The organism is Erwinia sp. 2186 (assembly GCF_057812255.1).
In genome coordinates this window covers 1,998,913-2,015,709 of sequence record NZ_CM173824.1, presented here as the reverse complement: position 1 = coordinate 2,015,709, position 16,797 = coordinate 1,998,913, and the positions used below count along the sequence as shown (strand labels likewise).

At 55.8% G+C, this 16,797-nt stretch carries 10 protein-coding genes and 2 tRNA genes; 3 read left to right on the top strand and 9 right to left on the bottom strand.

What is annotated here, in order from left to right; translation table 11 throughout:
- Positions 1-28: 28 nt before the first annotated feature.
- Positions 29-766, bottom strand: coding sequence for a phosphatase (locus ACXKZG_RS09255; RefSeq protein WP_013202635.1), 738 nt, complete (start codon positions 764-766; stop codon positions 29-31).
- A 52-nt stretch (positions 767-818) separates the two neighbouring features.
- Entirely contained in the window at positions 819-1,760 is a 942-nt protein-coding gene (gene ghrA, locus ACXKZG_RS09250) for a glyoxylate/hydroxypyruvate reductase GhrA (protein WP_488876067.1), read from the bottom strand.
- 295 nt (positions 1,761-2,055) lie between these two features.
- Here ghrA and ACXKZG_RS09245 point away from each other — a divergent pair.
- Positions 2,056-2,143: transfer RNA gene (locus ACXKZG_RS09245), tRNA-Ser, on the top strand.
- Between the two features lie 641 nt (positions 2,144-2,784).
- On the opposite strand, the gene ACXKZG_RS09240 is transcribed toward ACXKZG_RS09245, so the two are convergent.
- Positions 2,785-3,945 (bottom strand): low temperature requirement protein A, encoded by a 1,161-nt coding sequence (locus tag ACXKZG_RS09240; protein ID WP_488876066.1) that lies wholly within the window; start codon positions 3,943-3,945, stop codon positions 2,785-2,787.
- Positions 3,946-4,011: 66 nt separating this feature from the next.
- Entirely contained in the window at positions 4,012-5,418 is a 1,407-nt protein-coding gene (gene phoA, locus ACXKZG_RS09235; protein ID WP_488876065.1) for an alkaline phosphatase, read from the bottom strand.
- A 245-nt stretch (positions 5,419-5,663) separates the two neighbouring features.
- Here phoA and ACXKZG_RS09230 point away from each other — a divergent pair.
- Positions 5,664-5,751, top strand: a tRNA-Ser gene (locus ACXKZG_RS09230).
- Between the two features lie 269 nt (positions 5,752-6,020).
- On the opposite strand, the gene phoH is transcribed toward ACXKZG_RS09230, so the two are convergent.
- From phoH to putP, 5 genes are all read right to left on the bottom strand, one after another.
- Positions 6,021-6,809: a phosphate starvation-inducible protein PhoH gene (gene phoH / locus ACXKZG_RS09225; RefSeq protein ID WP_013202639.1), complete on the bottom strand. Its 789-nt coding sequence runs from the start codon at positions 6,807-6,809 to the stop codon at positions 6,021-6,023.
- Between the two features lie 573 nt (positions 6,810-7,382).
- Positions 7,383-8,666 (bottom strand): iron uptake transporter deferrochelatase/peroxidase subunit, encoded by a 1,284-nt coding sequence (gene efeB, locus ACXKZG_RS09220; protein ID WP_488876064.1) that lies wholly within the window; start codon positions 8,664-8,666, stop codon positions 7,383-7,385.
- A gap of 6 nt (positions 8,667-8,672) precedes the next feature.
- A complete protein-coding gene (gene efeO / locus ACXKZG_RS09215; RefSeq protein WP_013202641.1) occupies positions 8,673-9,797 on the bottom strand; it encodes an iron uptake system protein EfeO in 1,125 nt (374 codons plus the stop codon).
- A 53-nt stretch (positions 9,798-9,850) separates the two neighbouring features.
- Complete coding sequence (gene efeU, locus ACXKZG_RS09210) at positions 9,851-10,684, bottom strand: iron uptake transporter permease EfeU (protein ID WP_013202642.1); 834 nt, start codon at positions 10,682-10,684, stop codon at positions 9,851-9,853.
- A gap of 228 nt (positions 10,685-10,912) precedes the next feature.
- Entirely contained in the window at positions 10,913-12,397 is a 1,485-nt protein-coding gene (gene putP, locus ACXKZG_RS09205) for a sodium/proline symporter PutP (protein WP_151037150.1), read from the bottom strand.
- A 419-nt stretch (positions 12,398-12,816) separates the two neighbouring features.
- Here putP and putA point away from each other — a divergent pair, with 419 nt between their 5' ends.
- Complete coding sequence (putA, locus tag ACXKZG_RS09200) at positions 12,817-16,767, top strand: trifunctional transcriptional regulator/proline dehydrogenase/L-glutamate gamma-semialdehyde dehydrogenase (RefSeq protein WP_488876063.1); 3,951 nt, start codon at positions 12,817-12,819, stop codon at positions 16,765-16,767.
- Positions 16,768-16,797 lie beyond the last annotated feature (30 nt).

The window sequence follows — 16,797 nt, the reverse complement described above, 5'->3', positions numbered from 1 at the left end:
GTCCATTCAGAGGTTAATTGTGACAATGTCACATATCAGCAAATTCAGCAATTTTGGTGCCGGTACGCAGCTCGAGGAAATCCAGCAAGCGGCGTGGGGTGACATTTAATACGCGATCTTCCGGGAAATCCACTTCCTTCATAATCCGCAGGCAGTGTTCGAAGTTGCCGAGGGTAAACGCAGTATGGGAATCCGATCCGCAGGAGATCCATCCGCCGGCATCGCGCACCGCCGCGACGATAGCGCGGCAGTTAGGTTCGCTGCCCGGGCGGGAATGGGTAAAGGAGGAGTTGTTTAACTCCAGCGCGACGTTATATTTCGCCGCCGCTTCGGCAATCGCCGGGATATCGACCGGGTATTTCGGGTTGCCCGGATGGCTGATGATATGCACATTGCCACTGGCCATCGCCGCAATCATCGCTTCGGTATGCGTGGCCTTATCGCGCGGGGCGAACACCGGTTCATGGAAGCCCGCCACCACGATATCCACCGATCCCATCATCGGCCCGGTGCAGTCAATATCACCGTCGGTATTCTTGATGTTAGCCTCGATGCCGCGCAGGATGCCCACGCCATCCACCACACGTGGCCAGACGCGCATATTCACAAAGTGCCAGTAGTGCGGTGCATCGGCCATATCCGGGCCGTGATCGGTGATCGCCAGCAGTTTGACGCCACAGGTTTGCGCCTGCACCACGTAGTCGCGGAGTGTGCTGTAGGCATGAGTGCTGGCAACGGTATGCATATGAAGGTCAACGGGGTACATAACATTCTCCTTTAGGCTTAGGGCAAGAATAGCATTCCTGCCCCTGATTGACTTAATAACCGCGGGTTACGTCGACCAGACCGCCAGGCATTTCACCGGCTTCCAGGGTGGCGATCGACTTCGCGATAGAGTCCATAGCTTCGTCTGGCAAGGTTACAGCGGCATTATGCGGCGTGATGGCAATATCCGGATGCGTCCAGAACGGATGGGAAGTATCGAGCGGTTCACCTACGAAGACGTCCAGCGCGGCGGCTTTGACCTCACCGGCTTCGATCGCCGCCAGCAGATCGTCTTCGACCAGATGCGCACCACGGGCGAGGTTAAGCAAGAATGCCTGCGGTTTAAGTTGGCTAAGCAAGCTGCGGTTCAGGATCCCTTCGGTCTGTGGCGTGTTGGGCAACAGGTTAATCAGCACCTGGCTGCCGGCCAGGAATTCGCCCAGCTGTTCCGCGCCATGGAAACTGGTGACACCCGGCAAGTCTTTCGGTGAGCGGCTCCAGCAACGCACCGGAAAGCCCCAAATCTTCAGGCTTTCTGCCACGCTCTGCCCCAGTACGCCCGCGCCCAGAATACCGATGCTGAAATCTTTGCGGCTGTAGTTAGGCAGGTGTTGCCACAGCGACTGTGCCTTCTGCTGTTGATATTCGGTGAAGCGACGGAACCAGCCTAAAACATGGTAAACAGCGTATTCCTGCATCTGTCGGCCCATGCCGGTGTCTTCCAGGCGGAATAGCGGCACCTCTTTAGCCAGCATTTCAGGATGTTGGCGCAGCTGGCCGAGAATATCATCCACGCCCGCGCCGAGCGCGAATACTGCTCTCAGTCCTTTACGGCCTTGCAGCATATCGACAGGAGGCTGGCGCACCAGCGCAAAGTCGGCAGGCGCATCATCGCCGGGTGTCCATTGGCGGATACGGGCGTCGGGCAGGCGTTGTTGCAGGCCGTCGATCCAGGTTTCTGCATTAAATGACGGATGGTAAAAAATGATATCCACGTTTGCTCTCCTGTTTTTTCTCAAGGCTCGGGGAAAAAGGTGCGTCTGGCAAGCAAAAATTGTTGCGATACCAATAGTATCGCGATGAAGTATTCGTCAGGATCGGCATTGGTCGTATGGGGTTATTAACAGCGGATAGGCCGTTTCGTTGTGGTTAGTGGGGATTTTGGTGATTTAAGCAGCAAACTGCTGCAAAACTGGCTAAACGCGCAGAAAAGTGGAGAAAGGGAGTTGACCGCGGCAGCGCTTTTGCCTACATTAGCGCCCGTCAGCAACCTTGTTGCGACAACAATATGGTGAGGTGTCCGAGTGGCTGAAGGAGCACGCCTGGAAAGTGTGTATACGGCAACGTATCGAGGGTTCGAACCCCTCTCTCACCACCATATTTAAAGAAGAGTCTGAACATACGTTCAGACTTTTTTTTTGCATAGAATTCAGGAGAGAGGGGTGAGAAGCCTCGACAGGGTTCGACAAAACGGCAGGACAGCCGTTTTGCACAGCTCCGCTGCCCGAAGGGCGAGGCACAGGGATGTGCCTCGTGATCCCCCTCTCTCACCACCATATTTGAAGAAGAGTCTGAACTTACGTTCAGACTTTTTTTTGCCTGAAGTTAGGGTAAGTCGCCTGCTAACTGTGGTGGCAGGTCAGGGAGAGAAGGTTGAACGCAAAGTCGCCGTGAACCCATCCCTGGGGGCTCAGCGGCGACATCCCTGTCGCCGATGCTTTGCTTATCAACCTTCTCTCCCTTCCCCTAAGCTTCAGTATCGAATGCTTGATTGTGGACACACAGGTCAAAACCCTCTTCGATGCATTCCTTTGATTTGTGCGTCCACCAGTCCACCCATCGACACCAATGCTATAAGGTGGCGGCTCAGAGCGCCTTAGCCGAGTGTCTGCGGCAGGGATGCCGCAGCCAAGCCTCCAGGGATGGATTCACGGCGTCTCGGATAAGGCGCTCTGTGCCGGCGCCCTACCACCCAACCCGGTGTTGACCTCCGCCCTACCACCCAACGCGGTGTTGACCTTAAGCCACTCCCTTCCCCCGCGATATGCTTTCCCATCCGGCGACGGCGATCATCACCACTGTTGTTAATCCGTTAATCATCAGCCTGTCGGTGATAAAACAAACCGGTAACAGCGCCAACAGAGCCACTAACCCGGCAATGTGCGAAAGCGGGAAACGCCGGTACACCATCGTTTTATAAATGCCGTTGGCGGCCAGATAGGCGGCGGGACCCAATAACAAAACCGCTATTGCGCTGGCATCCATATGCCCGTCGGGATGGACGATCACCAACTCGTTCGCCACCGCACAAACGATAATCGCCCCGACCAATACCACATGCACATAATGATAACAGGCCCCCATTTGTCCCGGGTTTTCCGACTGCTGGATCGCATGACTGCCCGCTTTACTGCTGGTGTCAAAATAGACCCACCACATCGCCAGACTGCCAAGAAATGCCACTAATGAGGCAATGATCACCGGCGCATCCCAACGCTCCAGCTCACTCAATGTCGCACCAGTGATCAGAATGGTCTCCCCCAACGCCACAATCACAAACAGCTGACTGCGCTCCGCCAGATGATGGCCCTCAATCGTCCACTCGCTTGACGTATTTGAACGCCCTAACACCGGCAACCAGAAACCTATCATCGGCGAAATGTAGGTACAGGCAATGGCGATCGCCCACCACACCATCCGCCCATTCCCCTCTACAACACCGCCAATCAGCCAAAACACCGCGGAAATCACCATCCAGCCTAAGATGCGCTGAAAGTTACGTTGTAACAGATGATTGTCCGGCAACCAGAACAACGTCACCGCCGCACGGCCAACCTGCATCGCAATGTAGAATAAGGCAAACACCAATCCCCTTTCGCCAAAGGCTTCAGGCAAGGCTGAAGATGCAAACAGCCCCAGCAACATAATGGCGAACAACAACAGACGGATTTGCCGGGTTTCCGGATCGAACCAGTTGGTGATCCAGGCGGTATATTGCCAGGCCAGCCAGACGGCAAACCACAGCAACAGCGTCTGCAACGCGCCGACCAGCGTCAGATGATGCAGCAAATAGTGGGAAAGTTGGGTAACGGCGAAGACGTAAATCAGATCGAACAGTAATTCAGAAAACGACACGGTGGCGCCCTGACCATCGCGTACACGTAACAAGCTCTGCCGCATGACATTATTCCTGAAGGGAGTCGCTGATTCAGCTTAGCGAAGCTCCCCCAGGCTAACCAGAAAAAGTTACTGGATTTCCATCGCCGATTTCAGCGTGTAGAACAGATCGGTCTGATCGGTCAGCCCGACAACGTTAGCCGCATGCGGACCGTAAGCAGCAATACGCAATTGCGTGCCGGTGTGGCCCTGAGAATCCTCCTCAGAATTGCCGTAACTGAGGGTCATAAAACCCCCCTCTTTGGTCTTCAGCGTTTGCGTCAGGCCAGGCGCTTTGCTGTCGTTGGCAACGATCTGGCTGGAGTGCGCATGGTCAGCCGTCACAATCACCAGCGTGTTACCGTCTTTACGGGCAAACTCCAGCGCCTTCTGTACCGCCTCGTCCAGATCGACCGTCTCACCAATCTGACCACATGGGTTGGCAGCGTGATCCTGCTTATCTATCGACGCGCCTTCAACCTGCAGGAAAAAGCCATTCTGGTCCTTGCTCAACAACGCAATTGCTTTGTCGGTCATCTGCGCCAACGTCGGCGTGGTTGCCGGACGTTCGGCATTCACTTCACAACTTATCGCCTTGTCTTCACCGTTGCCGTGCCAGGTCGCTTTCGGCCCTTTCCAACGCACCGGCATGTTGCCCTGAGCAAACAGACCTAACACCGGTTTGTCCTGATTCGCTTCGGTAATGTCCGTCAAGCCGTTAAGATCGCTGACCCACTGATAACCCCGCAGCTTAGCCTGCTCTTCCAGCGTCTTGCCCTGCCACTCGCCGGCTTTCGCGGTTTCGCTGAAGGTTTTACCGCCGCCGCCGAACGTCACATCCGCACGGGCATTCAGCAGCTGCTCAGCAATCGATCCCCTGCCGCCTTTTTCTAACGCATTACTGGCGCATAGCTCGCTGGTTTTTTCCGGGCCATAACACTTACGCGATGTGACATGGGCGATCTGCGCCGCTGGCGTCGCATCTTCCAGCTCAGCAGTTGAGACGTTGCCCGTTGCTTTACCCGCCGCTTTCGCCATTTCCATAATGGTTGGGTGATCGTTGCCGTTAACGTCCACGCCGATTGCGCCGTTATACGATTTCACCCCGGTGCTCCACGCGGTGGCTGATGCGGCAGAGTCAGTGACGTAATCCGGTTTATGGGTTTTCTTGTCCAGCGCGTAATGCGTGTATTGCCCGGTTAGCGGCAGCGCATCAATCCCTTTAAAAAAGCCGCCCGCGCCCTCTGCATAGTTACGTGCTGCGGTAATTTCAGAGTCGCCCATGCCATCGCCAATCAACAGGATCACGTTTTTGGCTTTATTGCTGTTCAGCGAGGCTTTCAGCGCGTCGGTCTGGTCGCCGGTCAAGCGACGGGCACCGCCAGGCTGGGTGATATCGCCCTGCGCGGCCCGGGTGTAAGTGGCGATATCGGCGATGGCGGAGGAAGAGATAACAGAGGCAACCAAAGACAGGGTAAACAGGCTTTTAACGTTCATAAACTCAAGGCTCCATGAGTAAGTTTTGCTAAACATTTCAGGGAGCCAGTCTGCGACACAACCATGACATTTTTGTGTTTAGTTGATGTCAGTTTTATGACCTGATTTTTGTGAACTTTCTGGATAAATCAGTGAGTGGATTGAGGATAAGCTGATAGAAGCAAAGAAAATTCTGCTTGACCGCTTCCCTGCGACTGCCTATAGTAGCGCCCCGTCGCCCCTCTGGGACGCAGCAGTAAAAATATGGTGAGGTGTCCGAGTGGCTGAAGGAGCACGCCTGGAAAGTGTGTATACGGCAACGTATCGAGGGTTCGAACCCCTCTCTCACCACCATATTCAAAGAAGAGTCTGAACTTACGTTCAGACTTTTTTTTGCATAAAATTCAGGAGAGAGGGGTGAGAAGCCTCGACAGGGTTCGACAAAACGGCAGGACAGCCGTTTTGCACAGCTCTGCTGCCCAAAGGGCGAGGCACAGGGATGTGCCTCGTGATCCCCCTCTCTCACCACCATATTCAAAGAAGAGTCTGAACTTACGTTCAGACTTTTTTTTGCATAAAAAAGCCCGGACTTTCATCCGGGCTCGGTTCAGCTAGTCAGATTCTTAGCCGTAAGCGAGAAGCGTACGCTGGCAGAGCTGTGAACGTACGCAATCTTCTTTCTCGAAACGCACCACGCTGACCATGTCGTCGTCCTCGAAGCGAGATAGCGCATCGCTGAGACCCGACTTCACATGGGACGGCAAATCACACTGTGTGATATCGCCGTTCACAATCACGGTGACGTTTTCCCCAAGGCGTGTCAGAAACATCTTCATCTGGGCGGCGGTGACGTTTTGCGCCTCATCAAGGATCACCACGGCATTTTCAAACGTTCGTCCACGCATATAAGCGAAGGGAGCGATCTCCACTTTGCCAATTTCGGGACGCAGACAATACTGCATAAAGGAAGAGCCCAGACGTTTAACCAGAACGTCATACACTGGCCGGAAGTACGGAGCGAATTTTTCTGAGATATCTCCAGGGAGGAATCCCAAATCCTCATCCGCCTGCAACACCGGACGCGTAACAATAATCCTGTCAACATCCTTATGAATCAGGGCCTCAGCCGCTTTCGCTGCGCTGATCCAGGTTTTACCGCAACCGGCTTCGCCTGTGGCAAAGATCAGTTGTTTGCTTTCTATGGCTTTAAGATAGTGCGCCTGAGCTTCATTTCGGGCTTCAATCGGGGAATGGTCACGGGTATCACGCGCCATGCCAATTGACTCTAACCCACCCATCTGCACCAGCGAGGTGACCGATTCTTCTTCACGCTGACGGTGACTGCGTGAATCGCTACGAAGCACACGTTTTGCTTCACGACGCGCTTTGATCACTGCTTTCTGTCTTCCCATAGTGGCACCTTACAGTTGGTTTCATTTCCCGCACCTGCAAATCGATGCGATTACGTGAACGCTTTAGAGGTTTCGGTGGCTTCCTTTTAAGCCTTGTCTGGCCATTGTGTTAGCGCATAGCCGTGTTTGAGCGCAGCTGTGCACCGGTTTGAAAAAGAAAGAAGTTGGCCGTTAGAATATAAGAGAGAAGAGAAAGTTGAAGCGGGAGTAGCGCCCTCGCATGGAGCCGCGAAACTTTGTTTATGGTACATCTGTCCGTTACAACACTTTACCATTCGCGATCTCCGTGGTGGACATGTCAACACTTTAAACACCCGCTGTTAATAAGGTGCTACAGATCTCAGGATCAATGCAACATCTATTTTACGTCTGACGTAACATTTTATCGGTTAATAGCCCGCACCCTGGCTGTGAGAAATTAAATAACGATGCAATTCAACGAGATGGATTTTTCTTACGGGTTTTTCTGAATCGATAAATGCACTGGGAGGAGTAAAAAGGGGTGAAAAAAATAACTGATTAAAAAATAACCTCCCGCTTCACAACGAAGCAGAAGGTTCTTTAATGAAACTATCAGGCTTCCAGCAAAGACTGCCCAAGATAATGCTTATCATCCCGGACACCGGGTAGCACAAAGAAATATCCCCCGCCAATCGGCTTGATATATTCCTCGAGGGCTTCACCGTTCAGCCTTTTTTGCACGCTGAGAAAACCTTTTTCTAAATCATGCTGATAACAAACGAACAACAGGCCCATTTCCAGCTGACCCGCGTTTGATACCCCCGCCGAATAGCTGTAGCCGCGACGCAGCATTAAATTGCTCTGCGTTTCAGGCGTACGGGGATTTGCCAGACGTATATGGGCATCCAGCGGCGTGACGTTGCCATCAGGATCGCTGGCATAGTCAGGCACATCATGCTCGTTCTGCATCCCTAACGGCGCACCGCTGTGCTTCACGCGACCAAAGATCGTCTCCTGCTCGCGCAGTGGCGTGCGGTCCCAGAACTCAACGTGGAACTGGATTATCCTCGCCGCCTGATAGCTGCCGCCCACGGTCCAGGCCGGTTCGCCCTGCCCGGCGGTGACCCACAGAATCGAGTCCATCAGCGGCTGGTTGGTGGTATCCGGATTCGCCGTACCGTCCTTGAAGCCCAACAGATTGATTGGCGTCTCCTTGCCCTTGCTGCGCGCAGCATGGTCAGAGATAAAACCTTCACGACGCCAACGCACGCTAAGCAGATCCGGCGAATGCTTGATGATATCGCGCAGGGCATGGATCACCGTGTCATTGGTGTTGGCACAGATTTGCAGCAGCAGATCGCCGTGACACAGACGGGCATCCAACGCATCGTTAGGAAAACGCGTCATCGCCTGTAATTTCACCGGCTTCTGCGCCTGTAACCCATAGCGCTCGTCAAACAGTGAATGCCCCACCGACACCGTAATGGTCAGATTATCCGGGTAAATATCATCTCCCAGAATGCCGGAATCCATTGGCGGTAAGCGTGGATTGGTCACCAGCGGCGCTTTGCCGCCTTTGGTCAGGAAGGCAATGCGATCGTTGAGCAAGCGGAACAACCGTTGCAAATCCGCTTTGTCGGTCGCCAAAACGTCAAAGGCTACGATCATCATCGCAGCCTGTTGAGGTGTGGTTACGCCCGCCTGATGCAGGCCATAAAACGGCTGTGCCTCCTGTCTTGCTGAAGGCGACAAGGCGCCTGGCGAGAAGGATTTATCATCCGGTGCCGCATGCACCGGACAGCCACCACTTACAGCAAAGGCACCCCCAAGGATGCCCATGCCTTTTAATAAACGACGACGCGACGGCAGTGCCGCGTCATCCACAGATTTTGCCATTTACGATTAATCCAGTCCCAGCGTTCCGCGCAGCTTAGCAAGGTCTTCCGCCAGTGTGGTGATCGGGCCTTTCATTGCATTGCGGTCAGCGTCAGTCAGCTTGTCATAAGATTCGTAACCGTCTTTGGTCCGGTATTTTGACAAGATGCCGTCCACTTTCTTGAAGTTCGCATCGATTTTCGCCAGCAGAGGCGCATCGGCCTTCTGCAGCATTGGACGGAGCAGGTTAACAATTTTCTGCGCGCCGTCAACGTTAGCCTGGAAATCCCACAGGTCAGTGCGGCTGTAACGATCTTCTTCGCCGGAGATTTTGCTGGAGGCCACTTCTTCAATCAGACCCGCCGCACCGCCAACTACTTTGCTTGGCGGGAAGGCCAGCTCGTCAATGCGCTTCTGCAGATCCAACACGTCGGTGTTCAGCTGAGTCGCAAAGGACTCCATGCCTTTGGTGCTCTTATCGCCCCACAGTGCTTTCTCGATGCGGTGGAAACCGGTGAACTTAGGATCTTCCGCTTTCTTCTCGAAATCGTCTTCACGGGCGTCGATGCTGCCATCCAGGTCAGAGAACAGTTCGGCAATCGGTTCGATGCGCTCGTAATGACGGCGGGTTGGTGCGTACAGCGCTTTGGCTTTTTCGATATCGCCCGCTTTCACCGCATCGGTAAAGGCTTTGGTGCCGGCAACCAGTTCCACCACTTCTTTGGTGACGTAGGTTTTGTATTCAGCAATCGGTCCGACCAACTGCATCACGTCCGGCTTTCCGTCAGAAGGCGCATTAGTGCCCTTGACGATCAGCTTGCCTTTCGGGTTGCTTAACAGGCCGCAGGTCAGGTCATATTCACCGGCTTCCAGATTCGCCGTCAGCTTCTGGGTAAAGCCAGGCGCGATATTTTCACGCTCTTCGACCACCATCACCCCCTTCAGGATCTCCCACTCCAGCCCTTTCTGGCTGTTGTTCTGGATGATGAACTGGGTTTTACCCGCGTTCACCGTGACGTTCATTGGATCACACTGTTTGTCATTCACGCTGATTTTAACCTGCGGAATATCAGCGGCCATCGCAGCGGCAGAACCGGTCAGCAAAGTCACGAGCGCAGCATTCAGCGCGTGCTGGCGAAAACGAAGAGTCATAGTAAATCCCTGTGAAAAAGTTACGCGCCTGCAAAACAGGCGCGGACAAAGGCTTAGCGTGTGGTACGCACTGCCGTAGCCTGTGGACGCACTGGCATAAAGAACAGCAGCAGCGCAGGAACTAAATAGATAAACCAGACCGCCACTTCGCTGACGCTTGGCGTTTCCTGGTAGCCCAACATCCCTTCCAGCAGCGTACCGATAAGGGTGCTGGTGGAGAGCGTATTACTCATATCAAAGGCGATGTCCTGGAAATGATTCCACAGTCCGGCTTCGTGGAAGGCGCGGATTGCACCGGCGGCCAGACCGGCGGCCACAAACAGGATAAACAGGCTGGTCCACTTGAAGAAGGTCGCCAGGTTAAGACGCACGCCGCCCCAGTAGATCAGCATGCCGAGGATAATCGCGGTCGCCAGGCCCAGTATGGCGCCCAACGGTGGACCAATGCCCACATCCTGCTGGAACGCCGCGAGCAGGAAAAACACCGATTCGAGGCCTTCACGGGCAACCGCCAGGAACACCATCATAATCAGCGCCCAGCCGCTGCTTTTGCCCTTCTGCAACGCATTGTCCACGGCATCTTCCAGTTGGGCCTTCACGTTGCGGGACACTTTGCGCATCCAGAACACCATGTAGGTCAGGATACACACGGCCACCACGGCCACGATCCCTTCAAACAGCTCCTGCTCTTTCTGCGGGAATTCGCCGGTGGTTTCGTTGATAAAGTAGCCAACGCCAAGGCAGAGTGCGGCGGCAACAAACACGCCCACCCACATTGCGCCAAACCATTCACTGCGATGGGTACGCTTCAGGTAACTGGCGATCAGGCTGACAATCAGCGCGGCTTCCAGGCCTTCGCGTAACATGATGAGAAATGGAACAAACATGCCTACACCCTCGAGTGTGAAAGAATTTCAGTTGCGGTAAAGAAACGTAAATCAAAACGATATCGATTATCATTATCGGCAACGAAAAAACAAGAGGCATCGTGGGTATTTTCGCAATCTGCGAGAAGGGGCGCGGCGGTGCTGTAGCGGATACAAACGGGGCGTGCGAAGAGTCAACGGCAGTCAACCGACCGGGCGTCAGTGCGACGCCCGGTGGTAAACGCTGACTTATTTGGTGTTGTATTCGATTTCTGCTGCTTCGAAACGTTGCTGTGCCGCAGCGCTTGGCTCGCGGCCCATCAGGCTGACGATCCAAATTGCCAGGCTGGCGAACAGGAAGCCAGGGATGATTTCATACAGATCCAGCCAGCCGTACTGTTTCCAGATCAGTACGGTTGCCGCACCGATAATCATGCCTGCCAGCGCGCCGTTACGGGTCATACGCTTCCAAATCAGCGACAACAGCACCACCGGACCAAACGCCGCACCGAAGCCCGCCCAGGCGTAGCTTACCAGTCCTAACACGCGGTTCTCCGGGTTCGAGGCCAGCGCAATGGCGATCACCGCCACCAGCAGAACCATCAAACGCCCTACCCACACCAGCTCACGCTGAGTGGCGTTTTTGCGCAGGAAGTTTTTGTACAAATCTTCCGTCAGTGCGCTTGAACACACCAGCAGCTGACAGCTCAGGGTCGACATCACCGCCGCCAGGATAGCGGAGAGCAGGATACCGGCAATCCACGGGTTAAACAGAATACGCGCCAGCTCAATAAAGATGCGCTCGCCGTTTTCAGATACGCCCACGGCCTGCTCCGGATGGTTCTGGAAATACGCGATGCCGAAGAAGCCCACTGCAACCGCCCCACCCAGACACAGGATCATCCAGATCATGCCGATGCGGCGTGCACTGCGGATTGAGCGGTGGGAATCGGCCGCCATAAAGCGCGCCAGAATATGCGGTTGCCCGAAGTAGCCCAGTCCCCAACCCAGCAGCGAAATCACCGCGACAAAGTTCAAGTTCTTCAGCATATCGAGGTTTTCGATACTCTTCGCTTCAATCACCTTAAGCGAATCGCTCAGACCGCCGACGGCGAAAATCACCATCACCGGCGTCAGGATCAGCGCGAAGAACATCAGGCTGGCCTGTACGGTATCGGTCCAGCTGACGGCGAGGAAGCCGCCAACGAAGGTATAGATGATGGTGGCCGCAGCACCGGCCCACAGCGCGGTTTCATAACTCATGCCGAAGGTGCTTTCGAACAGTCGCGCACCGGCAACCACGCCAGAAGCACAATAGATAGTGAAGAACACCAGGATCACCAGCGCTGAGATCACCCGCAGCATTTTGCTTTTGTCCTCGAAGCGACTGGAGAAGAAGTCTGGCAGGGTTAAGGCGTTATCGTGATGCTCGGTCTGCACGCGCAGACGGCCCGCGACAATTTTCCAGTTAAGGTAGGCGCCGATGGTCAGGCCGATGGCAATCCAGCTTTCTGAGATGCCCGACAGGAAAATGGCACCCGGCAACCCCATCAACAGCCAGCCGCTCATATCCGATGCGCCCGCCGACAGCGCGGTGACCACGCTACCCAGACTGCGACCGCCGAGGATGTAATCATCGAAGTTTTTTGTAGACCGGTATGCAATAAAACCTATCAGCACCATGCCGAGGATATAAACACAAAAGGTCACCATCATTGGTGTACTCAGAGTCATTCAGGTTCTCCACTTATAATTGTTTATGCACAACCACTGGAGCTATCCGTAGTCACCGCTGGAACGTCGCGGCGCTACCTCCCTGGCTCAGCGCGGGGTATCCTGCCGTAAACCGCTTTGACGCACAAACGATTTAACACAGCAGTTACAGCAATTTCACCCTTCGTCACAGGCGGAGTTTTAACAGGTTGCACTGGATCACATTTTAACCGGTTGCACCTGTACTAAACCCCCATACAGCCCAGGGAAATCGGTCACTTTCAACCTTGGCCGGATTCTTGCAGCAATATCCATGCCGCTTTTAAATAATCGGTTTCAAACTCTGCAAACGGCGTCACATTTAACACGGTTGCACAAAGTTGCAACTTCAGTGATATTGCTTGCCAACATTGTCATTATTTTTTAAGGAGTTCTCAGGCATGGGCACAACTACCATGGGCGTGAAGCTGGATGAAGCCACGCGCGAGCGCATTAAGCTGGCGGCAGGCCAGATTGACCGCACCCCACACTGGCTGATCAAGCAGGCGATTTTTAACTATCTTGAGCAGCTGGAAAGTGGCCATGCCCTGCCTGAGATCCCGCTGCAGACGGTGACCCAGGAAACCGATGAAGCCCCGGCAGACGAGCAACGCCAGCCGTTCCTGCAATTTGCGGAACATATTCTGCCGCAGTCGGTAAACCGCGCCGCCATCACCTCCGCATGGCGTCGGCCAGAGACGGAAGCCGTGCCGATGATGCTGGAACAGGCGCGTTTACCGCTGCCGCTGGCACAGCAAACCTATCGCCTCGCCCATCAGCTGGCGGAGAAGCTTCGGCACCAGAAAGGTGCAACCGGACGCGCTGGCATGGTGCAAAGCCTGCTGCAGGAGTTCTCACTCTCCTCGCAGGAAGGCGTGGCGTTAATGTGTCTGGCCGAAGCCTTGCTGCGCATTCCTGATAAACCGACCCGTGACGCGTTAATTCGCGACAAAATCAGCAACGGCAACTGGCATTCACACCTCGGCCGCAGCCCGTCTCTGTTCGTCAATGCGGCCACCTGGGGACTGCTGTTTACCGGCCGTCTGGTGTCCACCCATAACGAAGCCAACCTCTCCCGCTCGCTGAACCGCATTATCGGTAAAAGTGGCGAACCGCTAATCCGCAAAGGGGTGGACATGGCGATGCGGTTGATGGGCGAACAGTTTGTCACCGGTGAAACCATTGCCGAAGCGCTGGCCAACGCCCGCAAGCTGGAAGAGAAAGGCTTCCGCTACTCTTACGATATGCTCGGCGAAGCGGCGCTGACCGCGCAGGATGCCAAAGCCTATCTGCAGTCCTATCAGCAGGCGATTCACGCCATCGGTAAAGCCTCCAACGGTCGCGGTATTTACGAAGGTCCGGGCATTTCGATCAAGCTCTCCGCCCTGCACCCGCGTTACAGCCGCGCGCAGTACGAGCGCGTGATGACCGAGCTGTACCCGATCCTTAAATCGCTGACGCTGCTGGCCCGCTCTTATGACATCGGCATCAATATCGATGCAGAAGAAGCTGACCGCCTGGAGCTGTCGCTGGATCTGCTGGAAAAACTCTGCTTTGAACCGGAGCTGGAAGGCTGGAACGGCATTGGCTTTGTGATTCAGGCGTATATGAAGCGCTGTCCGTTTGTGATCGATTCGCTGATCGATATGGCGCAACGCAGCCGTCGCCGCCTGATGATCCGCCTGGTGAAAGGCGCTTACTGGGACAGCGAAATTAAGCGCGCCCAGGTCGACGGTCTGGAAGGCTATCCGGTATACACCCGCAAGGTGTACACCGATATTTCGTATCTGGCCTGCGCCCGCAAACTGCTGGCGGTGCCAAATCTGATTTACCCGCAGTTTGCCACCCATAACGCCCACACGCTGGCAGCGATCTACCAGCTGGCGGGCAACAACTACTATCCTGGCCAGTATGAGTTCCAGTGCCTGCATGGCATGGGCGAACCGCTGTACGAACAGGTGGTAGGCAAAGTGGCGGACGGCAAGTTAAACCGTCCCTGCCGTATCTATGCGCCGGTGGGCACCCACGAAACCCTGCTGGCCTATCTGGTTCGTCGTCTGCTGGAAAATGGCGCCAACACCTCCTTTGTTAACCGCATCGCCGATAACACCCTGCCGATTGAAGATCTGGTGGCCGATCCGGTGGAAGAAGTGGAGAAAATGGCGCGGGTTGAAGGGGCGATTGGCTTACCGCATCCGAAGATTCCGCTGCCGCGCGATCTGTATGGCAAGAAGCGTCAGAACTCCGCCGGACTGGACATGGCCAACGAACATCGCCTGGCGTCGCTTTCCAGCGCCTTGCTGAACAGTGCGATCCAGCCGTGGCAGGCTGCGCCAATGATTGACGGCGAGCTGGAAGCCGGTGAATCGCTGCCGGTGATTAACCCGGCAGAGCCGACCGATATCGTCGGTTACGTTCGTCATGCCAGCGAAGCCGAAGTGTCGGTTGCGCTGGATGCGGCCACCCGTGCAGGCCCAATCTGGTTCGCCACGCCGCCGCAGGAGCGAGCCGCCATTCTGGAACGCGCGGCGATCCTGATGGAAGGCCAGATGCAGCGCCTGCTGGGGATCCTGGTGCGTGAAGCCGGTAAAACCTTCAGCAACGCCATTGCCGAAGTGCGTGAAGCGGTCGACTTCCTGCATTACTACGCCGGCCAGGTGCGTGATGACTTTGATAATGAAACCCACCGCCCGCTGGGTCCGGTGGTCTGTATCAGCCCGTGGAACTTCCCGCTGGCGATCTTCACCGGACAGATTGCGGCAGCGTTAGCCGCCGGCAACAGCGTGCTGGCGAAACCGGCGGAACAGACGCCGTTAGTGGCGGCCGAAGCCGTGGCGCTGCTGCATGAAGCGGGCGTGCCGGTCGGCGCGCTGCAACTGCTGCCTGGCCTGGGGGAAACCGTCGGTGCGCAGCTGACGGGCGATGCGCGCGTCCGTGGCGTGATGTTTACCGGCTCTACCGCCGTCGCCACCTTACTGCAGCGCAATCTGGCCGGTCGTCTCGATCCACAAGGCCGCCCGACGCCGTTAATCGCCGAAACCGGCGGGATGAATGCGATGATCGTCGACTCCTCCGCGCTGACCGAGCAGGTGGTGATTGATATTGTCGCCTCGGCCTTTGACAGTGCCGGACAGCGCTGTTCCGCGCTGCGTCTGCTGTGCATTCAGGACGATGTGGCTGACCAAACGCTGAAGATGCTGCGTGGGGCAATGGCCGAGTGCCGGATGGGCAATCCTGAACGCCTGTCCACCGATATCGGTCCGGTGATTGATGCCGAAGCCCGCGAGAACATCGAACGTCATATACAGAGCATGCGCAGCAAAGGCATGACCGTTTATCAGGCCGCCTTCGCCAGCCAGGAAGACAGCAAAGAGTGGCAGAGCGGAACCTTTATCCAGCCAACGCTGATTGAACTCGGCAGCGTCAGCGACCTCGATAAAGAAGTGTTTGGCCCGGTGCTGCACGTGGTGCGCTACGCGCGCAGTTCCCTGCCGCAGGTGATTGAGCAGATCAATGCCTCGGGTTACGGCCTGACGCTGGGTGTGCACACGCGTATTGATGAGACCATCCTTCAGGTCACCAACCATGCCCGCGTTGGCAACCTCTACGTTAACCGTAATATGGTTGGCGCGGTGGTTGGGGTTCAGCCATTTGGCGGCGAAGGGTTATCCGGCACCGGACCGAAAGCCGGTGGCCCGCTGTATCTCTATCGTCTGTTATCACACCGCCCGGACGGCGCGCTGCGCGTTACCCTCGATCGTCAGGATGGCGAACGTCCGGTCGATGCGGCCCTGCGTCCCACGCTGTTAGCCGCCCACCAGGCGCTGACCGAATGGGCGAAAGACAAACCGGAACTTGCGGCCTGCTGCGCTCGCTTTGCCGAGCTGGGTCAGGGCGGCACCGTCCGCCTGCTGCCGGGCCCAACGGGCGAGCGCAACACCTTTGCGCTGCTGCCAAGAGAGCATGTCCTGTGCCTGGCGGATAATGAGCAGGATGCGCTGATCCAGCTGGCTGGGGTGACTGCCGTGGGTAGCCAGGCGATCTGGAGCGATGATGAGCTGCACCGCGCATTGCTGAAATCCCTGCCTGCCGAGGTGCAGAAACGCATCAGCCTGCGCGCGCAGCCGCTGGCGTCCAGCGAAGCGTTTGACGCGGTAATTTATCACGGTGATGCCGATCAGTTACGCACCGTGTGTGAAACCGTCGCCTCTCGCGAAGGGCCGATTGTGTCGGTACAGGGCTTTGCGCGCGGGGAAACCAATCTGCTGCTGGAACGTCTGCTGATCGAGCGTTCCCTGAGCGTTAACACCGCCGCAGCCGGCGGCAATGCCAGCCTGATGACCATTGGCTAAGCGGCATAACGGAAAACAAAACGGGGCGAT